Annotated in this window: 24 protein-coding genes and 1 pseudogene; 14 read left to right on the forward strand and 11 right to left on the reverse strand. The window is 69.9% G+C overall.

Going from position 1 to position 26054, the window contains the following annotated elements:
- The first annotated feature begins 18 nt into the window (after positions 1-18).
- Genes LT971_RS08235 through LT971_RS08245 form a run of 3 tightly spaced genes read left to right on the forward strand, consistent with a single transcriptional unit; the run spans position 19 to position 2656 of the window.
- Complete coding sequence (locus LT971_RS08235; protein WP_237006425.1) at positions 19-453, forward strand: DUF5788 family protein; 435 nt, start codon at positions 19-21, stop codon at positions 451-453.
- Complete coding sequence (locus LT971_RS08240) at positions 450-2228, forward strand: DNA polymerase/3'-5' exonuclease PolX (RefSeq protein WP_237006427.1); 1779 nt, start codon at positions 450-452, stop codon at positions 2226-2228. Before LT971_RS08235 ends, LT971_RS08240 begins: the two co-directional genes overlap by 4 nt.
- Entirely contained in the window at positions 2225-2656 is a 432-nt protein-coding gene (locus LT971_RS08245; protein ID WP_237006429.1) for a Mut7-C RNAse domain-containing protein, read from the forward strand. Before LT971_RS08240 ends, LT971_RS08245 begins: the two co-directional genes overlap by 4 nt.
- Here the strand turns inward: LT971_RS08245 and LT971_RS08250 are convergent.
- Positions 2653-3615: a cell division protein CdpA domain-containing protein gene (locus tag LT971_RS08250; protein ID WP_237006430.1), complete on the reverse strand. Its 963-nt coding sequence runs from the start codon at positions 3613-3615 to the stop codon at positions 2653-2655. The genes LT971_RS08245 and LT971_RS08250 overlap by 4 nt on opposite strands.
- A gap of 90 nt (positions 3616-3705) precedes the next feature.
- On the opposite strand from LT971_RS08250, the gene LT971_RS08255 reads away from it, so the two are divergent.
- Complete coding sequence (locus LT971_RS08255; RefSeq protein WP_237006432.1) at positions 3706-4002, forward strand: DUF5789 family protein; 297 nt, start codon at positions 3706-3708, stop codon at positions 4000-4002.
- A 115-nt stretch (positions 4003-4117) separates the two neighbouring features.
- Positions 4118-5788: pseudogene (locus LT971_RS08260) on the forward strand (methyl-accepting chemotaxis protein); the annotation flags it as partial.
- Between the two features lie 161 nt (positions 5789-5949).
- On the opposite strand, the gene LT971_RS08265 reads toward LT971_RS08260, so the two are convergent.
- From LT971_RS08265 to LT971_RS08280, 4 genes are all read right to left on the reverse strand, one after another.
- Positions 5950-6735 carry a CPBP family intramembrane glutamic endopeptidase gene (locus tag LT971_RS08265; RefSeq protein WP_237006434.1) on the reverse strand — a complete coding sequence of 262 codons (786 nt, stop codon included), beginning with the start codon at positions 6733-6735 and terminating at the stop codon, positions 5950-5952.
- A gap of 38 nt (positions 6736-6773) precedes the next feature.
- A complete protein-coding gene (locus tag LT971_RS08270; RefSeq protein WP_237006436.1) occupies positions 6774-6992 on the reverse strand; it encodes a hypothetical protein in 219 nt (72 codons plus the stop codon).
- Positions 6993-7023: 31 nt separating this feature from the next.
- Positions 7024-8292, reverse strand: a complete 1269-nt coding sequence (gene nreA, locus LT971_RS08275; protein ID WP_237006438.1) for a DNA repair protein NreA — start codon at positions 8290-8292, stop codon at positions 7024-7026.
- 312 nt (positions 8293-8604) lie between these two features.
- Positions 8605-11097 (reverse strand): DNA topoisomerase I, encoded by a 2493-nt coding sequence (locus LT971_RS08280; RefSeq protein WP_237006439.1) that lies wholly within the window; start codon positions 11095-11097, stop codon positions 8605-8607.
- Positions 11098-11353: 256 nt separating this feature from the next.
- On the opposite strand from LT971_RS08280, the gene LT971_RS08285 reads away from it, so the two are divergent.
- Positions 11354-11743, forward strand: coding sequence for a DUF7994 family protein (locus LT971_RS08285; RefSeq protein WP_237006441.1), 390 nt, complete (start codon positions 11354-11356; stop codon positions 11741-11743).
- A gap of 64 nt (positions 11744-11807) precedes the next feature.
- On the opposite strand, the gene LT971_RS08290 is transcribed toward LT971_RS08285, so the two are convergent.
- Both LT971_RS08290 and gatB read right to left on the reverse strand, forming a co-directional pair.
- Complete coding sequence (locus tag LT971_RS08290) at positions 11808-12230, reverse strand: GNAT family N-acetyltransferase (protein WP_237006443.1); 423 nt, start codon at positions 12228-12230, stop codon at positions 11808-11810.
- An 80-nt stretch (positions 12231-12310) separates the two neighbouring features.
- Positions 12311-13786 carry an Asp-tRNA(Asn)/Glu-tRNA(Gln) amidotransferase subunit GatB gene (gene gatB / locus LT971_RS08295; protein WP_237006445.1) on the reverse strand — a complete coding sequence of 492 codons (1476 nt, stop codon included), beginning with the start codon at positions 13784-13786 and terminating at the stop codon, positions 12311-12313.
- Positions 13787-13918: 132 nt separating this feature from the next.
- Here gatB and LT971_RS08300 point away from each other — a divergent pair, with 132 nt between their 5' ends.
- The 5 genes from LT971_RS08300 to LT971_RS08320 all read left to right on the forward strand — a co-directional run bounded on the left by LT971_RS08300 (position 13919) and on the right by LT971_RS08320 (position 19704).
- Positions 13919-14269, forward strand: coding sequence for a winged helix-turn-helix domain-containing protein (locus tag LT971_RS08300; protein WP_237006446.1), 351 nt, complete (start codon positions 13919-13921; stop codon positions 14267-14269).
- Complete coding sequence (locus LT971_RS08305; RefSeq protein ID WP_237006447.1) at positions 14266-14583, forward strand: hypothetical protein; 318 nt, start codon at positions 14266-14268, stop codon at positions 14581-14583. The genes LT971_RS08300 and LT971_RS08305 overlap by 4 nt, the downstream gene beginning before the upstream one ends.
- An 83-nt stretch (positions 14584-14666) precedes the next feature.
- Positions 14667-14957 (forward strand): DUF7518 family protein, encoded by a 291-nt coding sequence (locus tag LT971_RS08310; protein WP_237006448.1) that lies wholly within the window; start codon positions 14667-14669, stop codon positions 14955-14957.
- A 21-nt stretch (positions 14958-14978) separates the two neighbouring features.
- A complete protein-coding gene (smc, locus tag LT971_RS08315; protein ID WP_237006449.1) occupies positions 14979-18551 on the forward strand; it encodes a chromosome segregation protein SMC in 3573 nt (1190 codons plus the stop codon).
- Positions 18544-19704, forward strand: coding sequence for a segregation and condensation protein A (locus LT971_RS08320; RefSeq protein ID WP_237006450.1), 1161 nt, complete (start codon positions 18544-18546; stop codon positions 19702-19704). Before smc ends, LT971_RS08320 begins: the two co-directional genes overlap by 8 nt.
- On the opposite strand, the gene LT971_RS08325 is transcribed toward LT971_RS08320, so the two are convergent.
- From LT971_RS08325 to LT971_RS08335, 3 genes are all read right to left on the reverse strand, one after another.
- On the reverse strand, positions 19701-20402 hold the full coding sequence (locus tag LT971_RS08325; RefSeq protein WP_237006451.1) for a DUF7504 family protein: 702 nt from the start codon (positions 20400-20402) through the stop codon (positions 19701-19703). The two genes, LT971_RS08320 and LT971_RS08325, sit on opposite strands and share 4 nt — an antisense overlap.
- 74 nt (positions 20403-20476) lie before the next feature.
- Positions 20477-21331 carry an S-methyl-5'-thioadenosine phosphorylase gene (mtnP, locus tag LT971_RS08330; RefSeq protein WP_237006453.1) on the reverse strand — a complete coding sequence of 285 codons (855 nt, stop codon included), beginning with the start codon at positions 21329-21331 and terminating at the stop codon, positions 20477-20479.
- Positions 21332-21416: 85 nt separating this feature from the next.
- The gene (locus tag LT971_RS08335; protein WP_237006454.1) at positions 21417-22118 is read right to left on the reverse strand and encodes a phosphoribosyltransferase; all 702 of its coding nucleotides are present in this window, start codon (positions 22116-22118) and stop codon (positions 21417-21419) included.
- Positions 22119-22244: 126 nt separating this feature from the next.
- Here LT971_RS08335 and LT971_RS08340 point away from each other — a divergent pair, with 126 nt between their 5' ends.
- Genes LT971_RS08340 through LT971_RS08350 form a run of 3 tightly spaced genes read left to right on the forward strand, consistent with a single transcriptional unit; the run spans position 22245 to position 25580 of the window.
- The gene (locus LT971_RS08340; RefSeq protein WP_237006456.1) at positions 22245-23678 is read left to right on the forward strand and encodes an alpha/beta hydrolase; all 1434 of its coding nucleotides are present in this window, start codon (positions 22245-22247) and stop codon (positions 23676-23678) included.
- A 46-nt stretch (positions 23679-23724) separates the two neighbouring features.
- Positions 23725-24612: a universal stress protein gene (locus tag LT971_RS08345; protein ID WP_237006458.1), complete on the forward strand. Its 888-nt coding sequence runs from the start codon at positions 23725-23727 to the stop codon at positions 24610-24612.
- Between the two features lie 56 nt (positions 24613-24668).
- Positions 24669-25580, forward strand: coding sequence for a PhzF family phenazine biosynthesis protein (locus tag LT971_RS08350; protein WP_237006460.1), 912 nt, complete (start codon positions 24669-24671; stop codon positions 25578-25580).
- On the opposite strand, the gene LT971_RS08355 is transcribed toward LT971_RS08350, so the two are convergent.
- Positions 25577-25981, reverse strand: a complete 405-nt coding sequence (locus tag LT971_RS08355; RefSeq protein WP_237006462.1) for a hypothetical protein — start codon at positions 25979-25981, stop codon at positions 25577-25579. The two genes, LT971_RS08350 and LT971_RS08355, sit on opposite strands and share 4 nt — an antisense overlap.
- Positions 25982-26054: the final 73 nt, after the last annotated feature.

Here is a 26054-nt window from a genome sequence, read left to right on the forward strand (position 1 = left end):
GGCCCGACAACTCACGGTATGCGCGAGTTCGAGCGGAAGCAGCTCCTGGAGCGCGTCGACCGGGAGACGGCGACGGTGGGAGCGTCGATTCCCGACGAGGTCGACGTGCAGGGCGAGACCCTGGAGCTGGCGTCGTTCGTCTTCGAGGTGAAGCGCCACGACACGGTGCCGGCGGACCTCCAGGCGGAGGTCAAGCAGGCCAAGCGGCTGTTGCGCAGAGAGCGCATGGAGCGCGTCGAGCGCATCGAGGACGGCGACATCACGCGGGAGGAGGGCGAGCGAGAGGCGGAGGTCGTCATCGGGCTAGACCGGGCGCTGCACGCCCTGGAGTCGCTGGGGCCGACGGACCTGGAGGCCGAACAGGAGGCCCAGGACCGGATGGACAAGAAGCGGTGGTTCTCCTTCCTGCAGGACGCCCTCGGGAAGGACGACAACACGGGTGTGTCGCGGTGAGCCGGAACGCCGAGGTCGCCGACCGGCTCGAGGAGTACGCCGACCTGCTGGAGGCGCAGGGCGTGGAGTACAAGCCGAACACGTACCGGCGGGCGGCGGAGAACGTCCGCGAACACGCCGCAGCGGTCGAGGGGCTGGCCGACGACGGCGAGGACGCCGTCGCCGAAATCGACGGCGTCGGGGACGCCATCGCGTCGAAGATCGTCGAGTACCTCGAGACGGGGTCCATCGCGGAGCTCGAGGAGGAGCGAGCGAAGCTCCCCGTCGAGATGGACGAGCTGACGGCCGTGGAGGGCGTCGGCCCGAAGACCGTCGGCAGCCTCTACGAGGCGCTGGGCGTGCAGACGCTCGACGATCTGGAGGCCGCCGCCGAGGCGAACGAGATCCGGGCGGTCTCGGGGTTCGGCGCGACCACCGAGCAGAACATCCTCGACGGCATCGCGTTCGCCCGGCAGGCCCAGGAGCGCGAACTGCTCGGGGACGCCCGGCCGGCAGCAGAGGACGTCCTGGAGTTCCTCGCAGACGTCGACGCCGTCGAGCGCGTAGACGTCGCCGGGTCGCTGCGGCGCTGGAAGCCCACCATCGGCGACGTGGACGTGCTCGCCGCCAGCAGCGACGGCGCGGCGGTCGGGGACGCGCTCGCGGACTGGGAGCGCGTCGACGACGTGCTCGACCACGGCGACACGAAGACGAGCGTGCGCGTCGACGGCCTCCGCGTCGACCTCCGTGTGGTCGTCGACGGGGAGTTCGGCGCCGCGCTCCAGTACTTCACCGGCAGCAAGGACCACAACGTCGCGCTGCGCAGCGAGGCCATCGAGCAGGGGAAGAAGATCAACGAGTACGGCGTCTTCGACGTCTCCGACGTGGAAGCGGAGCCGGGCGCCGAAACGGGCGACGGGGACGGCCAGCGCGTCGGCCAGCGGCTGGCCGGCGAGAGCGAGGCGGCGGTGTACGACGCCGTCGGCTTCCCGTGGATTCCGCCGGAGCTGCGGGAGGACCGCGGCGAACTGGCAGCCGCCCGTGACGGCGACCTCCCGGACCTCCTCGCGGGCGGAGACGTGCGCGGCGACCTCCACACGCACACCGAGTGGTCCGACGGCGTGCTCACCGTCGCGGACCTCGTCACCGGCGCGGCCGAGTTCGGCCACGACTACCTCTGTGTCACCGACCACGCCGAGGGCCCGGGGGTCGTCGCCGACGCCGGGCTCTCGGACGCCGACCTCCGCGAGCAGGCCGCGGAAGTCCGGCGCGTCCGCGAGGACACCGACATCACTGTCTTCCACGGCGTCGAGGCGAACGTGGACGCCGACGGGAACGTCGGGGCGGTCAGCGACGACGTGCTGGCCGACCTCGACCTCGTGGTCGCCAGCCCGCACAGCGGCCTCGGCGACGGCGGCGGCGACCAGACGGACCGGCTGATTCGCGCGGTCGAACACCCGCACGTCGACGTGCTCGGTCACCCCTCGGGACGGCTCATCAATCAGCGGCCAGCGATGGAGTTCGACCCCCGCGAGGTGGCGGCGGCCGCCGCCGACGCCGGTACCGCGCTCGAGGTCAACAGCAACCCCCACCGGCTGGACCTCTGGGGGAGCGCCGTGCAGGCCGCAGTCGAGGCGGGCGCGACCGTCGCCGTGAACACGGACGCACACTCGATTCCGGAGCTGGCGAACGTCGAGTTCGGCGTCCACACCGCTCGCCGGGGCTGGGCCGAAGCCGGCGACGTCCTGAACGTGCGGGACGCCGACGGCGTCCGCGAGTTCCTCCACGACTCGTGAAGCTGCTGGCGGACGCGATGCTCGGCAGCCTCGCGCGCATCTGCCGGATGTGCGGCCACGACACCGCCTACTGTCTCGACCGGGGCGTGGAGGCCGACGACGACGTGCTCGCGCTCGCAAAGCGGGAGGAGCGGACGCTGCTCACGCGCGACCGACAGCTCGCCGCTCGCGCGCCCGACAGCCTGCTTCTCGAGTCGAAGACCGTCGACGACCAGCTCGCCGAGCTCGCGGCCGCGGGTGTCGACCTGTTGCTGTCGGGCGGCGAGCGCTGTGGCGCCTGTAACGGCGAGCTACGCGAACTCCGGGACGGAGAAGCGGCGGCCGAGTACGTCCCCGACGACGCCGGGCCGGTGTGGGCGTGCCGGGACTGCGGCCAGCAGTTCTACCGCGGCAGCCACTGGGACGACGTCGAGGACAGGCTGCCCTAGCTGTTCTGCTCCCACCACTCGCAGGCCTCCATGTCGTCCATCTGCTCCTCGTAGAGGCCGCAGTACGGCTGCATGCCGTCGTCGGTGTCGACGTAGTCGAAGTGCGTGCAGTTCCCGCAGTACTCGTCGGGCCCCGGGCCGCCGCGGTCGCCAGCGCCGGCGTCCGCGTCGTCGAGCGGCGACGAGATGTCCTGACTTGCAGCGCCGCCGTCAGAGACCGACGCTGCCGGCCCGGGCGACGGGTCCGGCGTCGAGCGCCCAGACCGCGTGGTGCTGCCACTGCTACTGGTGGTGGTGGTGCCGGTCGCGGGCTCGGGTTCCGGCTCGGAGGCGTTCGCGCGCGTCCGCTGCTCGGGCTCCTCGACGTCGCCGAACACGCCGACGCCGCCGAACCCCTCGTCGGTCAGCTTCTCGCGCGCGCTCTCGAGGTCCGTCGTCGGCACCTCGACGGTGTGCGTCTCGCCGTTCTTCTCGACTGTCAGGGTCACCGTCCCGCCCGGGTCGTTGCGGGTCTTGAACGTCGCGACCGCCGTGAACAGACACCAGAACGTCGTGATGATGCCGGCGGCGTACACGACGATGAATCCGAGGGTCTCCGTCGACGGGACACCGGACCCGGCCGCGTACCACTGGTAGGGGTACGCGACCCGGAACAGCATCACGCCGAGCACCGCCAGTCCCGAGCCGACGGCGGCCGCCGCGCGCTGCAGGCGGTTCGCCGGCAGCACCGTGAAGATACCGACGAACACGGCGGGGATACCCAGTCCCGCCAGCACGCCCGCGATTTCGCGGCTCTCGTAGATGCCGAAGCCGTTCGACACGAGGGCTCCGGTCGCGCCCGCGAGGATGCCCCCGACCACGAGCAGCGCGCCCGCGGCGAACAACCCGGTGCCGAGGTAGACCCGGCGGGTGCTCGCCTCCCCGCCGCGGCTGTCGTATGCCTCCCCGAGGCTGGTCATGAGGTGGCCTTGTGGTTGCAGGGTAAAAACACTACGTCAGACGCGACCCGGTTCGAAAGCTTGAATCCACGGCCCCCCGAACCCGCTGGCATGAGCGAGGACGACAACGAGGACGCCGAAGCAGAGGAGGCACCCGCCGTCGAGCTCGGCGACGGCGAGTCCGTCGAGGGCGCACCCATCGCGCGAGTGGCGTCCCGATTGACGTGGGCGCTCCAGAAGAGTGAGGTCGACCGCAAGGAGGGCGACACCCTGATTCGGACGCCCGACGGCCCCCGGGAGCTCTCGGCGGTCCTCGAGGACGTCGACAACCCCTACTTCGAGACGCGCCGCGAGTTCGAGGCGGACGTTCGGGCGGCAGTCGGCACCGGCCCGGTCCAGACCGAGTAGGACGCTCCTACCACAGAATCACGTGACTACGTCGGCGTAAGCCGCCCTTGAACAGGTTCCCACCGGCCGGGAACGACGGGACAACCATTTTGTCGCCGGGTAAAGAGGTACACCCATGAGCTTGCGGAGCACCTACGAGTCCCTGCTGTGGTCGTCGATGGGCGCGGTGGGGGCGACGGGGAGCGTCGAGCGGAAGATGCTGACAGCCGTCGGCTTGCAGTTCCTCGCCGCCGCGGCGATGGCGGCACTCGCCGTGTTCACGTCCGGGACCGCACAGGTCGTCGGCGTCGGGGCGACGCTGGTGCTATCGGTCGTGGCGTTCTTCAACACGTACCTCATCGCCGAGCGGGACTTCGTGGACCCCCTGGTCGACCTCGAGACGGCGGCCGACGACATCGCGGCCGGCGAGTTCGAGCGCGCGGACATCCCGTCCTCGGAGCGCGACGACGAGATCGCGAGCCTCGTCGCGTCGTTCCGCGGGATGCAGTCGAACCTCGAGACGGCCTCCCGGCAGGCTGACGCGCTCGCCCGCCAGGAGTTCGACGACCCCGCGCTCGCCGAGGAGGTGCCCGGACAGTTCGGCGAGAGTATCACGACGATGGCCGAGAGCCTCGAGTCGTACACCGAAGAGCTCGAGGCCAAGACCGAGGAGCTCGAGAGCCAGCAGGCCGAGCTGCAGCGACAGTCCGAGCAGCTCGAGAACCTCGTGGTCGCGCTGTCGGAGGCGACGGAGGCCGCGCGCTCCGGGGACCTGACGGCGACAGTCGACCCGGACGCGCTGGACGTGGCCGACGAACACCGCCAGGCCGTCGAGGACTTCAACGACCTCCTCGAGACGCTGGCCGACACCATCGCCGACATCCAGTCGTTCTCCGACGCCGTCCTCGACGTCTCCGAGGCCACCGACGACCGCGTCGACGAGGTGGCGGCGAAGAGCGCCGAGGTGAGTTCGAGCGTCGACGAGATCGCCGACGGTGCGAACGAGCAGACGACGGAACTGAACAACATCGCCGCGGAGATGGACACGGTGTCCGCGACCGTCGAGGAGATCGCCGCCAGCGCCGACGACGTGGCGAAGACAGCGCAGGCGGCCACGGACCGCGGCGAGGAAGGCCGCGGCGAGGTCGAGGAGACCATCGAGGAGCTGCGTGCGCTCCGCAAGCAGAGTCAGGCAGTCGCCGACACCGTCGAGTCGCTGGCCGAGGAGGTCGAGCGCATCGACGGCATCACCGCACTCATCGAGGACATCGCCGAGGAGACGAACATGCTGGCGCTGAACGCCTCCATCGAGGCCGCCCGGACGGACGGCGACGGCGACGGCTTCGCCGTGGTCGCCGACGAGGTCAAGAGCCTCGCGGAGGAGACCCGCGAGCAGGCGTCGGACATCTCCGAGATCGTCGACGCCGTGACGATGAAAGCCGAGGACGCGTCGACGGCCATCGGCGAGGTGGACGCCGAGGTCGAGCGCAAGATCACGAAGACGGAGGGCGTGCTGCGTGACTTCGAGGCCATCGTGGACGAGGTCGCGAACGTGAACCACGCCGTCCAGGAGATCTCGGACGCGACCGACCAGGGCGCGCAGTCCGTGACGGACGTCGTCGGGATGGTCGACGAGGTGGCGTCGGTCAGCGAGGAGACCGCCGCCGAGGCGGACACGGTGGCCGACAACGCCGCCGAACAGACGGAGGCGACCGACGAGGTCGCCGGCCAGATGGAGGAGCTCGCCGACCGCACGGCGGCGCTGGCGGCGATGCTCGACGACTTCGACGTGCCGGCGGACGCGGGCGACGACTCCGACGGCGGCGTCGGCGTGTCACCGCGGTCGACGGGGAGCAGTGGCGGCGACGGGGAGTCTCGTGCCGTCAGCGACGGCGGCCGGTCGGACGCGATGACCGACGGCGGCGAGACCGCCTTCGACTGGGTCGAGGACGCCTGAGTCGTCGCCGGTCAGACCGGGAAGAACGCGACGAGCTCCTGTGCGGGCTCGACCTGCGTCTGGAGGTACGTGACGCCGAACAGGGTGGCGTTGTAGAGCCCGTGCGTGAACGCGGGCACGACGATGTTGTTCGTCTTCTCGTAGAGGTAGCCGAAGACGATACTCGGCAGGAACAGGATACCGATGGTGACGGCCATGGCTGACACGCCGCCCGACAGCGCCGTGATGTGGATGGGCGCGAACATCAGCGACGCCAGCAGGATGGCGGGCCACGCGCCGAAGTGCTCGCGCAGCGACCCCTGGATGACGCCGCGGAACAGCAGCTCCTCGCCCGGGCCGACGAGGAGGAACTGGAGGACGGCGAGGTAGGGGATGATGCCGGGGTTCTGGAGCGCCGTCTCGCCGGCCGTGTTCGACGCCGCCTCCACGGAGAACACGGTCAGCAGGACGGAGATGACGACGAGCCCGCCGAACGAGGCGACGTAGCCGCCGACGACGTACTTGACGTCGCCCAGCGACGGCAGCGACGCGGGGACGAACGACCAGCCCTCGCCCCGCCGCGTCACGTACGCCCACGCGACCAGCGGGAACGCGAGGCCCTGGAGGCTGACCAGCGAGATGCCGAGCAGTGCGACGCCGCTGATCTCGTCGACGGGCGTGCTCGTCAGCGACGAGTACGCCAGCGCCACGGGGATGGTGGCGACGACGCCGACGGCGATACCGAGGAGGGCGAGTCCGGCCGCGACGAGGACCGCGCGCGCCTGACTACCGCCATCGTTCGAGGTGGCCGACTCCATGCGGCGGGATTGGGGACGCCCCTCGAAAAAGCCCGGTGCTACGACTCGTCGCGCTCCTGGAGTTCCTCCCGCAGCGCCGCGACCTGTCCCTCGAGGTTCTCGACCCGCGCTTCGAGGTCGCTGTCGGTGCGGTTCGAGAGCGAGCGCACGACGCTGACGATGGCGTACACGATTGCCGCGAGCAGAATCAGGTTCAGGACGATGATAGCGATCTCCATGCCGCCGGGCGTGCCGCCGACGAACGCGGGGAGGGACATGGCTGTACTGACGGCCGGCCCGGTCAAAAAGCTACGCGAACTCCGAGAGGTCGCTCTGGACGCCGGCGACCATGTCGGACTTGCGGCGGAGCGCGGCCAGCGAGACGGGGAGGTGGTCGCTGATTTCCGCCACTGCGCCGTGGAAGGTCTCCGCCTCGCCGGGCGAGCCGTCGAAGGCGTTCCGCACGCTCTCTCGGACCTGCCAGACGCCGACGGGCGCCCAGTAGTCGTCGCTGACCTCCCGGAGCACGAGCGCCTTCGCCTGCCGCCCGACGTCCGAGAGGTGTTCGAGGACGCCGAGGCGGGCGGCGTAGTACGCCCCCGCCGTCTCGTCGACGTACCCCGACCGGCCCGCGTAGCCCTCGCTGGCGGACGCCATCCAGAGGTCGCCGCCCGGGTCGGGGTTCCAGATGCTGCCCGGGGCCTTCATCTCCACGAGTTCGTACTCCCAGCGCCCGGGCGCCAGCACCACCCAGTAGCGGTTCCCCATGTACTCGTTGACGTGGACGGAGACCTCGTCGACGCTCGGCGCGTCGCGAATCGTCCCCCGGAGGTACTGGCCGACGGTGTCGTCGACGGCCGTGATCGACCACCGGGTGGGGACCAACCGGCGGTGCTGGGCCTGCCCGAGCGCGCCCACGGAGAGCACGCGATTGATGTCGTAGACGTCCAGCCCGCGCCGGTAGAGGTACGTCATCGCGCCCTCCGCCGCCCAGTCGTCGTCCTCCAGGGTCTTCTCGACGTACCGCGGGACGTGGGGGTTCTCGCCGAGGTCCGCCGACTCCGCCCGCGCGTTCGGCCCCGAGGGCGCGTTCGCCGCCGGGTTCGTGTACTCGTCGCGATCGAACTCCGGCGTGTCGGAGAGCCCGATTTCGATGTCCACTGGCCGGTCCGCCATCGCGACCTCCCGTTGCGTCCCGACGAAGCCGTCCCAGACGTCGTGGACGTTCACGTTCGCCGCCCGGCGGGAGTTCAACAGCCCCGTCCGGTACTGGAGGACGTTGTCGATGTCGAGGCCCTGCTGGTACCACTCGCCGCTCGTCGCGAACTCCTCGGGGTCGGCGTCGCCGGCGACCGGCGAGAGGATGCCCGCCGACACGTCCGGATACGACGACCGCCCGACGAACACCGACGGCGCCGTCGCCCCGACGAGGCTGTCGCCCTGCACCGCCTCCGCGACGCCCTGCTCGACGTCCTCGACGAAGTCCAGAATCTCGTAGGACTTCTCCTCGGCGAGCTGCTGGCGGCGCCGCTGCTCGCCGTCCGGCTGGAGGTCGTCGATGTACTCGTCGAGGTGCACGCTCGCTCGTAGTGTGCGCACTCACTTGACCGCGGCGCTACTCGCGGCCCGTTCCGCCGGAACCCAAACACGTCCCTTCCGAGAGTTCCTACGTGGATTCGCGGCACTCGGGGGTGCCGCTGGTCACACGCTCGGGTCCGCGAGCGCACGCTCGCTGGCCCACGCTCTCTTGCTGGTGCGGGCTGTCCGCTCGCCCGCGCTCTTCCTGTGTACGCTATCCGCTCGCCTGTTCGATGAACGACCCGGTCGGTCGCCGGCCGACGGAGAACGGCCAGAAGAACCGTCGGTTCCGTGGCGTGACCGTCGGTCTCGTCAGTCCGCCTGCGCCTGCCAGTCCCGGATCTTGTCGGCGCTGACGCCCGAGACCTCGTCGGCGACGCCCTCCGGGTCGGCGTCGGCGAGGTCGCCGACGTCCTCGACGCCCGCGTCCTCGAGCTTCTCGGCGGTCTTCGGGCCGACGCCGTCCAGCGCTTCGAGGCCCTGCTGGCGCTGGCGCTCCTGGTACTCTTGGTAGTTACAGATGGGACAGCCGAGTTCCCAGGGGTCGTCGTCGTCCTCGCCGTCGTAGACGACGAGCTCGGGGAGGTCGTGGTCGTCGCAGTACGTCTCGGTGACCTCGATGTCGCCCCGGCGGGGCAGCGGCAGCGAGTACTCGCAGTCCGGGTAGCGGTTGCAGCCGACGAGCCGGCTGCCGGACTGGAGCTGCTTGATGGCGAGTTCGCCGCCGTGCTCCTCGCCACAATCGGGACACGGACCGATGATGCGGTCCTCGGACTCGTCGGCCGCCTCGGCCGCGCACAGCGGGCAGCCGTGGACGAACGTGTTCCGGCCGGCGAGCATCTTCACCTCGTGGAGGTCGTGTTCGTCGCAGACCTCGTCGAGGACCAGCGGCTCGCCCGACGAGGGCAGCGGGAGCGTGAACCGGCACTCGGGGTAGCCGTCGCAGCCCACGAAGTACGAGCCGGTGCGGGACTGCCGGACGAGCAGCGTGTCCCCACACTCGGGACAGGGGCCGAGGGTCTTGTCGGCCTTCAGCGACGTCCGGAGGTGTTCGCCGATGTCCTCCCGGGAGGCGGTGAGTTCGTCGAACACGCGGTCGAGCATCTCGCGGGACTCCTCGGTCACGTCGTCGAGGGTCTTCTCGCCGTCGGCGATGGCGGTCATGTCCGCCTCCAGCTCGCTGGTCATCTGCTCGCTGACCACGAGGTCGGCGTAGTCTTCGGCGGCCTCCACGACCGCCTTCGCGAGCGTCGTCGGCCGCGGCGGGTCGCCCTCGATGTAGCCGCGGTCGTAGAGCTTCTCGATGGTGTTGTGGCGGGTGGACTTCGTCCCGATGCCCATCGACTCCATCGTCTCGATGAGCCGGCTCTGGCCGTACCGGCGGGGCGGCTGGGTCTGCTTGGCGTCCAGCCGGGCGTCCGCGATGGCCAGCGCGTCCCCCTCCTCGACGGCGGGCACGTAGTTTTCGGAGCTGTCGAAGTACGGGTAGACGTCGTGGTAGCCGGGCTCGACGAGGCGCTTCCCGTTGGCCTTCATGGACTCGCCGCCGGCCGCGGCGACCACGCGAAGGTGCGCCCACTCCGCCGGGTCCGCGACCGTCGCGAAGAACCGCCGGACGACGAGTTCGTACACTTCCCACTCGTCCTCGGAGAGCTGGTTCCGGTCCGGGAAGTCCGTCGTCGGGTGAATCGGCGGGTGGTCGGTGGTCTCCTCGTCGCCGCTGGTCGGCGAGAGGCGGTCCTGCTCGAGCAGCGACTCGGCGTCGTCGCCGAACACCGTCTGCTCGAACGCCTCCAGCAGTTCGCGCTCGTCGAGGTCGTCCGGGTAGACGGTGTTGTCCGTACGGGGGTACGTGATGTAGCCCGCGGTGTAGAGGTCCTCGGCGATGCTCATCGCGCGGCCCGCGGAGTACCCCAGCGAGCCCGCCGCGCGGATGAACTGCGTGGTGTTGAACGGCGCCGGCGGGTCGTCCGTGCGGGTGCGCCGGGAGACGGACTGGACGACGGCCTCGCCGGCCTCGCGCAGCGTCTCGAAGGCGGCCTCGGCGTCGTCCTCGTCCCAGACGCGCTCGGCCTCCGTGCCGTCTTCGGGGTCCTCGTAGAAGTACTGGGCCTCGAAGGTGGTGTCGTCCTTGGCGAGGTCCGCGAACAGCTCCCAGTAGTCGTCGGGTTCGAAGGCCTCGATCTCGCGTTCCTTGTCCACGATGAGCTTCAGGGTCGGCGACTGCACCCGGCCGACCGAGATGAAGTCCTCGCCCATCTGGCCCGCCGACAGCGACAGGAACCGGGTCAGCGCCGCCCCCCACATCAGGTCGACGATCTGGCGGGCCTCACCGGCCGCCGCGAGGTCGAAGTCGATGTCGTCGGGGTCGGCGAACGCCGACCGGACCTCGTTGTCCGTGATCGAGGAGAACCGGACGCGTTTGACCGGCACCTGCTCGTTCACCTCGCGGACGAGCTCGTAGGCCTCCTTCCCGATGAGTTCGCCCTCGCGGTCGTAGTCGGTCGCGATGACGACGTCGTCGGCCTCCCGCGCGAGCCGCTGGAGCGCGTTCACGATGTCCTCCTGCGTGGGTTCTTTCACCACGTCGGCGTGGACCAGTTCCGCGGGTTCGACGTCCCGCCAGTCGCTGTACTCCGGGGGGAAGTCGACCCCGACGACGTGGCCGGACAGCCCGATGCAGCGCCGGCCACCCCACTCGTAGACGTTCACGCCCGCGGTCTGCGTCGTCGACGCCCCTCCCTCCGAGAGGATGTCGGCGATGCGCCGCGCGGCGTTGTTCTTCTCTGTGACGATGAGTTCCACGGTGTACTACCTCCACCCCTGCGGGTGTCGTTGCCGGCGATAGGCCGGGACCCCGGGTAAAGATTTCGCACGCCAGAACCGCCAGCAGGCGCCGCCCCAGACGCGCTCGCGGCCGGTCGACCGAGCGCGGCCGTGCGAGCAGTCGCCTGCGTCACGGGCGGGGACTCGCGAGCGCCGCAGGCGGGCGGCCGCGTCGCGCTCGCAGCGCCTGCGAGCGCACGCAAGAACTACCCCCGTGGCCCGGGTCGACTCGCTCGTGAATCGCTACGAGTACTCGCGACTCCTCGGAATCGCCCTCCTCGTCCTCGGCGCCGGTGCGCTCGCACTCGTCTACCCGCCCTCCCCTGCTCTCGGCGCACAGGCCGTCCTGCTCGTCGTCGCCGGCGGCTTCCACATCCTCTCCGGGACGCCGAGCGCGCTCCGCGAGCGCGTCGGCCCCCACCGGCTGCTCGGCGCCGGCAACGTCCTCCTCGGCGCGTCGCTGGCCGTCTCGGGCCTCGGCGACGTCGCTGGCGGCACCGACGGCGACGTGGTTTACGCCGCCGCCGTGCTGCTGGGCGGCCTCAGCCTCGTCGGCGTCGGGCTGGCGTACATCGTCCGGCCGTCCGCGTTCGGTCTCGGGCCCGACGGCTTCCCCGAGCAGTGACTCACTCCACCCGGTAGAACATCCCCTTCGAGGCGGGCCGGGTCTCCTCGAACCCCCACTGCCGTCAGAACGCGCGTTCTGACGTTCTCGAAAATCGCGAGGCGATTTTCGAATGTTCGTAGAAGCCGTCGACGTCCACCGTGAGGTTCACGTACGCGTTCGGCGGCGCGTGCTCGTCGAGGTACGCCATCACGGCGTCCATCAGTTGCGTGCCGAGCCCCTGGAGCTGGTGGTCGGGGTGGACGACCATGTCACAGACGTGGTAGACCGAGCCGCCGTCCCCGACGATTCTGGCCATACCAACCGTGTCGGACCCCTCCTCGACGACGGTGACGCCGTAGACGGAGTTCGGGAGGCCGCGTTCGACGCCCTCCCGCGAGCGCGCAGACATCCCGGCTGCGGCCCGCAGTTCCTGGAAGCGCTCGACCGTCGGGAGCGCCTCGCGGAGTTCGTAGCTCTTACCCTGGCGTGGCTGGACTCGGCGCAAAGTCGTGTCGGTTCGGCCCACCGGGCCAGACGAGTGCCGGCGTTCAGCGGCGCGAATCCGAGACAAGTAGACGGGCTCGCCTACGCCAGTTCCTCGCGGAGCAGTTCGTTGACCTGCCCGGGGTCGGCGCTGCCGCCCGTCTTCCCCATCACCTGGCCGACGAGGAAGTTCAGCGCGTCGTCCTCGCCGTCGTGGTAGTCTTCGACGGCGTCGGGGTTCTCCTCGATGGCTTCCGTGACGGCCTGTGCGACCTCGTCGCCCGAGGTCTTCCCGAGGCCCTCGGCCTCGACGACGTCGTCCGGGCCGCGGCCCTCGTCGAGCATCGTCCGCAACACGACCTCCTCGGCGTTCTTCGACGTGATCTCGTCCTCGGCGACCAGTTCGACCAGGCGCTCGAACTCGTCGTAGCGGTCCGCCACGTCGTCGAGCGAGAGGTCGCGGTAGTTGAGTTCGCCGAGGACGTTGTCCGCCACCCAGGTCGCCGCGAGGCCGGCGTCGTACTCGTCGGCGAGCTCCTCGAAGAGGTCCGCGACAGCCTTCCGCGACGTGAGCTTCGACGCGGTCTCGTCACCGACGCCGTACTCCGCCTGGAAGCGCTCGCGGCGCGCGTCCGGCAGCTCCGGGATCGGGATCTCCTCTTTCCAGTCCGAGACCTCGAGTGGCGGGATGTCGGCCTCCCGGAAGTAGCGGTAGTCTTTCTCCTCCTCCTTCGACCGCATCGAGACCGTGACGCCCCGGGCCTCGTCCCAGTGGCGGGTCTCCTGCTCGACCGCCATCCCGCGCTCGAGCTGGTTGCGCTGCCGGGTGATCTCGTAGGCCAGCGCCTTCTGGGCGGCGCGGTGACTGGAGATGTTCTTCACCTCTGTGCGGTTCGCGGACTCGAGGACCTCGTGGCTCGGGCCACCGTCCAGGTCCTCGCTGTCCACCATCGAGATGTTGGCGTCGACGCGCAGGCTGCCGTCGCGCTCGGCGTCGAAGATGCCGAGGTACTCCAGGACCTCGGTGAGCTTCGCGAGGAACGACCGGACCTCGTCGGCCGCCCGGAAGTCCGGCCTGGTGACGATCTCCATCAGCGGCGTGCCGGCGCGGTTGTAGTCCACGAGCGTGTAGTCGGCGTCCTCGATGCTACCGCCGACGTGCTGGAGGCTCCCCGGGTCCTCCTCGAGGTGCGCTCGCTCGATGCCGATGACGCGCCGGTCGTCGCCGGTGCCGACCTCGAGTTCGCCGTCCTGGCAGATCGGGGCGTCGTACTGCGTGATCTGGAACCCCTTCGGGAGGTCGGGGTAGAAGTAGTTCTTCCGGTGGAAGCGCGTCCGCTCGGGGATGTTGGCGTCGATAGCCTTCCCGAGTTTGACGGCGGCCTCGACGGCGCCCTCGTTCAGCACGGGCAGCGCCCCCGGGAGCCCGAGACAGACGGGACACGTGTGTGTGTTCGGGTCGGCGTCGGCGGTGTCCGTCGAACACCCACAGAAGATCTTGGTGTCCGTCTCCAGTTGCACGTGGACCTCCAGCCCGATGACGGCCGCGAGGTCCCTGTCCTGGACTTGCTGGCTCATTGCGTCCCGCTACGGGGACCGGTGCCGAAAGCATTACGTCTGGGCGCTGGCGGCCGGTCACTCGCTCGCGCGGCGTTCTGCAGACCGCGGACCGCGGGGAGCGCTTTTTGTGCCGTGCCCTGAACAGCAGGTGTGAGCGACGCGCCGCCGCCCGACGACTTCCTCGCGCTCCTCGGGGACGAGTACGCCCGCGCGGTCCTCATCGCCGCCACGGACAGACCCATGACAGCAACCAGCATCGCGGCCGAAATCGACGCCGCGGAATCCACCGTCTACGAGCGCATCGACGACCTGCGAGCCGCCGGCTTCCTCGCAGAAACCACCCGCCGGGACGCCGACGGGAACCACTACGCGGAGTACCACGCCCGCCTCGAACGGCTCGTGGTTCGCGTGACCGGCGACGGCTTCGAGCTCGACGCCGACTACACGGACCACGACGAGACTGCCGAGCGGCTCCGGGCGCTCTGGAGGGACGTCCGATGAGCACCAGCGAAGTGCTCGTCTGGGTGAACTCGGGGCTCGGACTGCTGGCACTTGCCGCGACACTGTTCCTCGCCGGAAAGGCGTTCGTCGCGTACCGGCGCCACGACGACCGGTCCATGCTGTTGTTCGGTGTCGGCTTGCTGCTGGTCATGGTCGCGCCCACCGCCGTCGCCCTGTCGTGGGGAACAGTCGTGCGGCCAGCGCTCGGAGACCCAGTACAGGTGGTTCCCCGGCTGCTCGTGGAGATCGCCGAACAGCTGCTCCGGCTCGCCGGCATCGGTGCGCTCGTCGCGTCCCTGTACGTTCGCGAGTGAACGCGTCGGCCAGTTTGTTGTGCGACGCGTGTCTGACGCACGTCCGATACACCCTTTTACGTATCGAGACCGGTTCACACGGTATGAGCGACGACGACGACCGCGTGGACGAGCTGGAGGACCGGGTCGCCGAACTGGAGGCGACGGTGCGGGGCCTGACCGAGGAGCTCGTCGACGCCAGCGAGCGCATCCGGACACTCGAAGCCGAACTGGACCGGACGCCCTCGACGGCCGAGCTCCGGGAGGCCCGCGAGGAGGCGCCCGTCGAGCCCGACGACGAGACGGCCGACCACGATGACGAAGCGCCTAAGAGCACGGGCGACGACGCCGACGACAACGAGGAGTCGGGCCTGGACGACATCATCGTCGCCTGAGGGCGGCTCCGCCTCTCCCCCATGTACATAGAGGAAATCGTCCTCGAGAACTTCAAGAGCTTCGCGGGTACCACCCGGATTCCCTTCTACGAGGACTTCACCACCATCAGCGGTCCGAACGGTTCCGGGAAGTCGAACATCATCGACGCCGTGCTGTTCGCGCTGGGGCTGGCGCGCACGTCGGGGATGCGCGCGGAGAAACTCACCGACCTCATCTACAACCCCGCCCACGAGGACGCCGAGGGCACCGCCGGCCCGGCGGAGGCCAGCGTCGAGGTCGTCCTGAACAACGAGGAGGGCGCGCTGTCCCGGTCGCAGGTGACCACCGCCGCCGGCTCGGACAACGTCGGCGACGTGGACACAATCACCGTGAAGCGGCGCGTGAAGCGCACGGACGACAACTACTACTCGTACTACTACCTGAACGGCCGGTCGGTGAACCTCTCGGACATCCAGGACCTGCTCGCGCAGGCGGGCGTCGCGCCGGAGGGGTACAACGTCGTGATGCAGGGCGACGTCACCGGCATCATCAACATGACCGCGGGCGAGCGCCGCGAGATCGTCGACGAGATCGCGGGCGTCGCGGAGTTCGACGCCAAGAAGGCCGACGCCTTCGAGGAGCTGGAGGTCGTCGAGGACCGCATCGGCGAGGCCGACCTCAAAATCGAGGAGAAGCGCGACCGCCTCGAGCAGCTCGCCGACGAGCGGGAGACCGCACTCGAGTACCGGGGTCTCCAGGACGAGAAGCAGGAGTACGAGAGCTACGCGAAGGCCGCCGAGCTCGAGGAGAAGCGCTCGGACGTGGCGGCCACCAGGGCGGACATCGCCGAGCGGGAGGCCGAACTGGACGAACTCGAGGCGGAACTGGACGAGCGCCGCGGCACCGTGCTCCGCCTGGAGGAGGACCTCGAGGACCTGAACGCCGAAATCGAGCGGAAAGGCGAGGACGAGCAGCTCGCCATCAAGCGCGAGATGGAGGAGATCAAAGGCGACATCTCGCGGCTGGAAGACAAGACCGAGGCCTGCGAGGACCGGATTCAGAACGCGGAGGCCGAGCGCCGGGAGGCGTTCGTCGAGATCGACCGCAAGCAGGAGCAGATCGACGAGCTGGAGGACGACATCAAGGACGTGAAAGTCGAGAAGGCGTCGGTGACGGCGGACATCCAGGAGCGCCGCAGCGAACTCGCCGACGTCGAGGCCGAGATCGAGTCCGTGGACACCGAGTTCGACGAGCTGAAAGCCGACCTCGGCGAGAAGAAGGAGGCCCTCGAGGACGCGAAAAGCGAACGCAACGACCTCCAGCGCGAGCAGGACCGGCTGCTTGACGAGGCGAAACGCCGCAGCGAACAGCTCGAGGACGCCGAGGCCGACCTGGAGGACGCGCGCGCCGAGATTCCGGAGCTGGACGCCACGCTGGACGAGCTCGCGGACGAACTGGAGAAGGCGAAACGGAATCGCGAGCAGATCGTCGACGTGGTCGAGGACCTCAAGCAGGAGAAGAGCGAGCGCCAGGACGACCTCGCGGAGGTCGAAGACGACCTCTCCGCCGCCCAGGAGGAGTACGCGCGCCTGGAGGCGCAGGCCGACCAGTCCGGAGACTCGTCGTACGGGAAGGCCGTGACGACGATTCTGCAAAGCGAGAAAGACGGCGTGCACGGCACCGTCGGGCAGCTCGGCGGCGTGGGCGAGCAGTACGCGACTGCCTGCGAGACGGCCGCAGGCGGCCGGCTTGCGAACGTGGTGGTGGACGACGACGGCGTCGGCCAGCGCTGCATCGAGTACCTCAAGCAGCGCAACGCCGGCCGCGCCACGTTCCTCCCTATCACGAAGATGCAACACCGGTCGCTGTCGAGCACGCCCAGTATGCCGGGCGTGGTGGACTTCGCGTACAACCTCGTGGACTTCGACGAGCAGTACGCACCCATCTTCTCGTACGTGCTCGGGAGCACGCTCGTCGTCGAGGACATGGAGACCGCCCGGGACCTGATGGGCGACTACCGGCTCGTGACGCTGGCTGGCGAGCTCGTCGAGAAGTCCGGCGCGATGACGGGCGGCAGCCGGTCGGGCTCCCGGTACTCGTTCTCGAAGTCGGGCAAGGGCCAGCTCGAGCGGGTGGCCGAGCGCATCCAGCGCCTGGAGGACGAGCGCGAGGACATCCGGCAGGACGTCCGCGAAATCGACCAGCGGCTGGACGACGCGCGGGACCGCCGGCAGGACGCCACCGACCAGGTGCGGTCTATCCAGACCGACATCGAGGCCGCCGAGGAGGACCGCGACGCCGCCGAGGAGCGCGTCGGCGAACTCGAGCAGCGCATCGAGGAGCTGCGGGGCGAACGCGAGGACGTCGACGAGGAGATGCAGGCCATCGAGGCCGACATCGCCGACAAGCAGGGCGACATCGCCGACCTCGAGGCCGAAATCGACGAGCTGGAGGCGGAGCTGGCGGACTCGAAGATTCCCGAGCTCACCGCCGAGAAGGAGGACATCGAGGCGACCATCGCAGACCTGGAGGACCGCGTGGACGACCTCGACGGCGAGCTGAACAGCCTCGAGCTGGAGAAGGAGTACGCCGAGGACGCCGTCGAGGACCTCCACGACGACATCGAGGCCGCCCAGAACCGCAAAGCCGACCAGCAGGAGCGCATCGAGGAGCTGGAGGGCGACATCGAGGCCAAACAGGCCGAACTCGCGGAGAAGGAGGAGGCAGTCGCCGAACTCGAGGAGGAGCTCGCAGACCTGAAAAGCGACCGCGAGGACCTCAAAGGCGACCTCCGCGACGCGAAAGACGCCCGCGACGAGCAGGCCAGCGAGGTCGAGAAAGTCCGGAACCGTCTGGAGAGCCTGCGGAAGGCGGAGGAGAAGCTCAGCGAGGAAATCGACGAACTGGAGGACGCCGTCGGCGACTACGACCCCGAGGAGATTCCGGACCTCGACGAGGTCGAGGAGAACGTCGCGCGGCTGGAGCGTCGCATGGAGGCCCTCGAGCCCGTGAACATGCTCGCAATCGAGGAGTACGACGACGTGGAGGCCGACCTCGACGACCTCGAGGCGAAGCGCGAGACGCTCGTGGAGGAGGCCGACGGCATCCGGGAGCGCATCGAGCGCTACGACGAGCAGAAGAAGTCGACGTTCATGGAGGCGTTCGAGGCCATCGGTGAGCACTTCCAGCGCATCTTCTCCCGACTGTCCGCGGGCACCGGCGAACTCGAACTCGAGGACCCCGAGGACCCCTTCGAGGGCGGGCTGACGATGAAGGCCCAGCCGGCGGACAAGCCCGTCCAGCGGCTGGACGCGATGAGCGGCGGGGAGAAGTCGCTGACGGCGCTGGCGTTCATCTTCGCCATCCAGCGGCACAACCCCGCGCCGTTCTACGCGCTGGACGAGGTGGACGCGTTCCTCGACGCCGTGAACGCCGACCGCGTCGGCGAACTCGTCGACGAGCTCGCCGGCGACGCGCAGTTCGTCGTCGTCAGCCACCGGTCGGCGATGCTGGATCGGTCGGAGCGCGCCATCGGCGTGACGATGCAGGAGAACAACCAGAGCGTCGTCACCGGCATCGACCTCTCGGCGCAGGGGGCAGTCGCGAATGACTAGCGAGGGCAGCGCGGACGAACGCAGTGAGTCCGCGATAGAGCGAGCGGGGAGCGACGCGACCCGCGAGCAAGAAGAGCCGGAGGCGACGGAGCCCTCGGAACAAGCGACCGGGGAGCGCAGCGACCCGGGAGCAGCGGGCGATGGTGTCCCGCTGGACATCACGGGCCACGAAGAGCGCAAGCAAGAGCGAGAGAGCAGCGACGACGGTGCGGCCGGCGTGTTCGATGACGACTCGGGAGGCGTCGAGAACGAGGGCGAGGGCGGCAGCGACGACGGCGACGGGGACGGCGTGGACGCCGAGTCGCTGCTGGCGGACGCGCCGGCCGACCCCGAACCGAACCCCGAGGACGACGAGGTCGAGCCCGTGGAGCTGCTCGTGCAGCTCGCGAAGCGCGGCGACATCGAACCGTGGGACATCGACATCGTCGCGGTGACGGACAAGTTCCTCGAGGCGCTGGACGAGGCCGACCTGCGGACGTCGGGCCGCGCGCTGTTCTACGCGAGCGTCCTCCTGCGGATGAAGAGTGACGCGATGCTGGAGGACGACGACGACGAAGATGAGGACGCCGAGGCCGAGGAACCCGAGCGCGCGCCCTGGGAGCCACCGCCGCCCGGGGAGGACGGCGAGCAGCCCGCCTACGACCCCGTGTCGGCGCTGGAAGCCGAGATGGACCGGCGGCTGGAGCGCAAGCACGCCCGCGGCAGCCCGCAGACGCTGGACGAACTCGTGCGCGAGCTCCGGGAGGCCGAGCGCGGGTCGTGGTGGAAGGAGTCCCGCGAGTACGACACCTCCGACAGCCCGCAGGGGTTCCGGCGCGGCGTCCAGGAGCTGGACTACCACAGCGGCGACGAGTTCCGGATGGACGACGAGCCGACCGCCGAGGAGGCGCTCGGGAACGCCCACGAGGAGGACATCGAGGCGACCATCGCGGACGTCGAGGAGGTGCTCGACGACCAGTACGACTCCGGACGGACGGAAGTGCTGTACGCGGAGATCGCGGAGGCCGGCCCCTCCAGAGTGGAGACGTTCCTCGCGTTACTGTTCCTCGCGCACCGCGGCGCGGTCACGCTCGAACAGGACGACCTGTTCGGCGACCTCTGGGTGTGTAACCCCGACGCGGTCGAAGAACGGGAGGCGACGCCGACCGCCTAGAGCTGGAACCAGCCGGTCTCGCGGCCGGAGTCGTGGAGCCGCCAGCGCTGGCGGGTGCCGCCCGTGGCAGTGGTCTCGATCTCGACAGTCGCGTCGAACAGCGGCTCGAACGTCCCGAGGACGTCGGCGCCGACCGTCTCGGAGACGTGGACGTGGCCCATGCCGTCGACGTCGCGGACGGCGCCGCCGAGCACGTGCAGGAACCGGAACAGCTCCTCCTCGGTCGTCTCGCCGGCTTCGACCGCGTCGAGCAGCGGGTCGAGGCCGTCGAGGCAGAGCCGGACTTCGCCCGGTGCGTCGGCGCCCGCGGCGACCCGGTCGAGGGCGTCCCGCGTGGCCGCGTACAGCTCGTCGAAGTCCGTGCGGTTGGGGCCGCGCACGTACCAGTCGTCGGTCGGCGTCAGGCCGGTCGGCGCGGCGCTCGTGGCGGCGGCCGTGCTGCGCGTGTCCGGCGTGGCGTCGACGACGGCGAACGACCCGGGGTCGGTGCGTCGTGGTTTGTGGCGGTCGAGCACCGTGGAGACGTCCGTCGACGTCGAGAGGAAGACGTGGCTGCGGTCGAGTTCGGGCGCGCCGAGCAGCCGCTCGCAGGCGGTGTCGCGGCCGGGCGCGTCGCTGGCGACGAGGACAGTGCAGCCGCCTCGCTTCAGCTCGGCGAGCTCCGTCGAGAACGCCTGCGCGTCCACGTCCCCCTGCATAGTTACCCTAACCAACGGGAGACCAGTATTTACATTTTGTGTCTACTCGCGCGAATCTTAGTGCGTTCGCCGCGCTACAGGTACCCGCCCAGGATGGGGTCGACGCGCTCTCGCGTGTCCGCCGGGATGGCCTCCGTCGGCGTGTTCACGGTGCCCTCGAGGCTGTGCCCGCAGTCGCAGTCGCGCTCCTCGGGCAGCGTCTCGATGGCGTGCTCGACGGTCGCCTTGATGGCGTCCTCGTTGGCGGCGGCGTTCTCCAGAACCTCTTCGAGCGTGACCTCGCTGTCCGCCTTCCAGACGTCGTAGTCGGTGACGCCCGCGACGGTCGCGTAACACATCTCGGCTTCCCGCGCGAGCTTCGCCTCCGGGATGGCCGTCATGCCGACGAGGTCCCAGCCCTGGGACTTGTAGAACTCCGACTCCGCGCGCGTCGAGTACTGCGGGCCCTCGATGCAGACGTACGTCCCGCCCTTCTGGGTGTTCGCGTCGGTCGCGTCCTCGGCGGCGTCGTGGAGGTGGTCGACCATGTGCGGGCAGTAGGGGTCCGCGAACGGCTGGTGGACGACCACGCCGTCGCCGAAGAACGTCGAGTCGCGGTGCTTCGTCCGGTCGAAGATCTGGTCGGGGACGACCAGCGTCTGGGGCGACAGCTCCTCTTTGAGGCTGCCGACGGCGTTCGACGCGAGGATGCGCTCGACGCCGAGCTGCTTGAGCGCGTAGATGTTCGCCCGGTACGGGAGGTTCGTCGGCGACCGCTGGTGGTCGGGGCCGTGTCGCGGCAGGAACGCCACCTCGGTGCCGGTGTCGCCGAACTCGCCGACCGTCACCGGCGCGCTCGGGTCGCCGTACGGCGTCGACACGTCCTCCTCGCGAACGTCGTTCAGCGGCAGCGCCTCGTAGATGCCGGACCCTCCGATGAAGCCGATCATGTCCCGGAGTGGTGCCGGCAGCGTCCTAAAAGAATCGGAGTGCGCACGACCGGGAGCCAGTCGGCCTCGGGAGCCGATTCGCGCGTCAGGCGTCGGCGGTCAGCGCCCACTCGCCGTCGCCGGTCTCGACGAGCACGTCGCGGCGCACCATCTCGGTGAGCACCTCGTCGAGGCGGTCGGGCTGGGCGATCTCCATCTGGATGCGTTCGACGTCGTGGTAGTCCGCGAGCAGCTTCCGGATCTCCTCGGCGGTGTAAGGGCCGTCGCCGTCGGTTTCCATCACGCCGGAGATGACGTCGACCATGTCCTCGATGAAGTTCCACGGGTAGACGATCCACGCCCACTCGTCGAGGCGTTCGCCGACGTAGTCGGGCTCGAACTCGCTGGTCTGGAGGAGCTGGAGGGTGGCAGTGCGGACGGAGTCCGGACCGCGGTCCTCGACGTACTCCTGGGCGTGCTCGATGGAGCCGCCGGTGTCCGCGATGTCGTCGATGATGAGCACGTCCTTGCCCTCGACGGAGCCCTCCGGCATCGGGTAGCGGACCTCGGGCTCCCCGGTTTTCTGTGCGGTGCCGACGTAGTGTTCCATCTTCAGGCTCGTGAGGTCGTCGAGGCCGAGGAAGTCACAGAGACACCGGCCCGCGAACCAGCCGCCGCGCGCGAGCGCGACGACCACGTCGGGCTCGAACTCGGAGTCTTTGACCTGTTCGCTGACGCTCCGGCAGAGTCCGTAGATGTACTCCCAGTTGGTGATAGTGCACTTGAAATCGTCCGGGAGGTCACTCATTGCGTGTAGGGGCTCGCGCGTGTCGCTACTTAACCGTTTACAGGCCGGCCGAGGGGGCGTGTGCCCGTGCCGAGCTGTCTCCGCGTGCTGGAAACGTAGAAGTGCAGCGCGGCCGACGAGTCGAGTATGGCGACGCCACGAGAGGCAGAGCGGGCGGCGACCCCCGCGAGGGCCCGGCGGCGCGTCCTCCAGTCGGTCGGCGCCGTCGCGCTCGCGGCGCTCGCGGGCTGCGCCGGCGGGAGCGACGGAGCCGGGGCCGACACGCCGACAGACACCGAGACGACGGCCGGAGACGCGACGACCACGCGAGACGGAGAGACGACGACGACGACGACGACGACCGCCGGGGCGTCACCCGGCGAACAGCGCGAGACGGCGGTGCGGCTCGCTCGGCTGCTCGGCGAGGGCGACTTCGAGGCCGCCCACGGTGTGCTCGCACCGGGCGTGCGCGACCAGATTTCGCCGAGCAGTCTGGCGTCGGCGTGGGACAGCGAGGCCGGTGACGTCGGCGCGTTCCGCGGCACTGCAGGCGTCGAGCGCTCCACCGACCGGGGGTACGACGTCCTCGTGGTGCGCGCGCAGTTCGAGGCCGGCGTCGTGAACGTCAGGGTGGTGTTCGACGGAGCGGCCGTCGCCGGCCTCCAGTTCGCGTCCGCGAGCGGCGAGTACTCGCCGCCGTCGTACGCCGACGAGTCGGCGTTCTCGGAGCGCGAGCTCGTACTGGACTCGCCGGCCTGCGGGCTGGGCGCGACACTCACTACGCCCGGGGGCGGCGGCGAGACTGGCGTCGTGCTCGTGCACGGCTCCGGGCCGAACGACCGGGACGAGAGCATCGGCCCGAACAGGCCCCTGAAGGACCTCGCGTGGGGGCTGGCGAGTGAGGGCGTCGCTGTCCTCCGGTACGACAAGCGCACGTACGCCTGTGACGTCGAGACCGACGAACTCGGGTTCGGGCCGCTCGTCGTCGACGACGCGCTGACCGCGCTCGACCGCCTCCGGGCCGAGACCGACATCGAGGAGTCGGCCGTCGTCGGCCACAGCCTCGGCGCGTACGCCGCGCCACGAATCGCCCGGGAGGACGGCGACGCGGCGGCGTTCCTGCTGGCTGCGCCCTCGCGCCCGCTGTACGAGCTTGTCCCCGACCAGGTGCGGTACCTCGCGAACCGCGACGGCGAGGTGACCGACGGCGAGCGCGAACAGCTCGAGGCCGCCGAGGCGACCGCCGACCGGCTCGCAGACGGCGACTACGAGACCGGTGGGTTCGCCTGGGGACCGGCGTTCTGGCGGGACGTCGCCGACTACGACCCAGTGGCGGTAGCCGAGGGGCTAGACCAGACAGTGTATGCGCTGCAGGGCGGCCGGGACTACCAGGTCAGCCCCACCGAGGACTTCCCCGCGTGGCGGGACGCGCTCGGCGACGCCCGGACGAGACTGTACGACGACCTCAACCACCTGTTCGTCGCGGGAGCGGGCGACCCCGGTCCGGCGGAGTACGTCCAGCCGGGAAACGTCGCCGAAGCGGTCGTGAACGACCTCGCCGGCTGGCTGACCGGGACGTAGCCCCACCGACCCGAACGTTTTGTAGTACTGTCACGTCTGTACAGGTATGTTCGACCGGATACTGTTCCCGACGGACGGCAGCGACGGCGCGACGGCGGCACTCGACCGCGTGCTCGACGTCGCGGCGGCCCACGACGCGACGGTCCACCTCCTGAGCGTCGCGAACACGACGCACAGCCCCGTGGAGCAAGCGGAGGAGATAGAGGGGACCCTGAAAGACCGCGCTCGGGAGGCCGTCGAGAGCGCCGCCGAGCGCGCCGCCGAACGGGGCGTCACCACCACCACCGAAGTGCTGGAGGGCAGCCCGCATCGGCGCATCTGCGACTACGCGGCGGACGTGGAGGTCGACGTCGTGGCGATGCCGACGCGGGGCCGGCGCGGACTGGCGCGGTACCTTCTCGGTAGCACCACCGAGCGCGTCGTCCGGCGCTGTGAGGTGCCTGTGCTCACCTTCCACCCGGACGACGAGGACCGCGACGCCGCGTTCGACTACCCCTTCGAGACCGTGCTGCTGGCGACCGACGGCAGCGACTGCGCGCGCGCCGCCCTCGAGCGGGCAATCGACGTGGTCGACCGGACGGGCGCGACGCTCAACGTGCTCTCTATCGTGGACACGACGAGCCTCGGTGCGGACGTCCGCACGGGCGTCTACCGGGAGGCCCTCGAGGAGAGCGCCCGGGAAGTCGTCGACGACGCGTCGGCGTTCGCGACCGAGGCGGGCGTCACTCCGGCGGCGTCGGTCGTCGAGTTCGCGCCGTCGGTCAGCCGCGGCATCCGGTCGTACGTCGAAGACCACGACGTCGACCTGCTCGTCGTCGGGACCCACGGCCGGACGGGCTTCGACCGGTTCGTACTCGGGAGCGCCGCGGAGTTCCTCGTGCGCACGTCGCCGGTGCCGGTGCTCACGGTGCGGTCCCCGGCGGAGGACGACTGAACGGGAGCGACACTGGGAGGAAAACACGCAAACCGGAGGCCCGCGAACCGGCGCCCATGACCGAGAGGCGAGCGCTGCTCGTGGACGCGTTCACCGACGACCCGTGCGCGGGCAACGCCGCGGGCGTGGTGCCCGAGGCCGACGGACTGACCGACGACCAGATGCAGGCGATAGCGGCCGAACTCGGCGCCAGCGAGACGGCGTTCCTGCGGCCGAGCGACGACGCCGACCGTCGAATCAGGTACTTCACGCCGACCACCGAGGTCGACCTCTGCGGGCACGCGACCATCGCGAGCCACGCGCACCTGTTCGCGGACGGCGCCGTCGACGCCGGCGAGCACACGCTGGAGACGAACGTCGGCGTGCTGGACATCGAGGTGACCGAAGACGGGACGGTGTGGATGACGCAGAACGCCCCCGAAATCCGCGAGGTCGACGTGCCCTACGAGCGGGTCGCCGAGGCCACGGGGACCGACGCGGCGGCGCTGCGCGGCGCCAGCGACGACCTCCCGCTGGCGGTCGCCGACACTGGCCTGCCGTTCCTCGTGGTGCCCATCACGTACCTCTCAGATTTGGGGGACGCCGACCCGGACTTCGGCGCCGTCGAGGCGCTGGCCGACGACGTCGGGGCGGCCGGCGTCTACATGTTCTCCTTCGACGCGCTGGACCGTGATTCGACGCTGCACGGCCGGGCGTGGGTGCCGGGCGCGGGTGTGGACGAGGACCCGGTAACGGGGACAGCCAGCGGCGCTGCGGGCGCGTACCTCGACCACTTCGGCGCGTTCGACGACGACACGCCCGAAGAGATGGTGTTCGAGCAGGGGCACTTCGTCGACAGACCCGGCCGGGTCCGGGTGCGGGTCGGCGGCGACGGCGGCGCGCCGACCGTCGGCGGGACGGCCGTCGAGACGCTGGACGGCGACCTCTCGGTGCCCGACCCCGAGACGGACGACATCCTCGAGGCCTAGTCGCTGAAGTCGAAGGCGTCGTCCTCTTTCAGTTTGCGGAGTTCGCGGTTGACAGACTGGAGGTCGTTCTGCATGTCCGCGAGGCGGTCGTCGAGCACGCTGACGATGTCGGCTTTCACGCGCTCGGTGTCGAACGTGGTCGACAGCGCCTCCTCGTGGGCCGCCGTCAGCGTCGTGTACAGCGCCCACGACTCCCCGAACCGGTAGATTGCGACGCCGGCGACGGCGAGCACGAGCCCGGGCAGTGCTTCGCTCACGCGCTCGCCCGTCGACAGCCCGGACTCGAGTGCCGATTCGGCCAGCACGGCGCCGTAACCGACGAGCGCGAGCGCGACCACGCCCAGCAGCGTCGTGAGCAGGAAGTACTTCCCGGCGTGTACGGCAGAGCGTTTCGCGTCCATGCGCGCTTCGATGGAAGCCGCCGGCTAAAAGCCATCGTCCGAAACGACAACTCGGAACCGAGTTGTACCTGTC

Source organism: Halobacterium rubrum (assembly GCF_021729015.1).
Lineage (GTDB): Archaea > Halobacteriota > Halobacteria > Halobacteriales > Halobacteriaceae > Halobacterium > Halobacterium rubrum.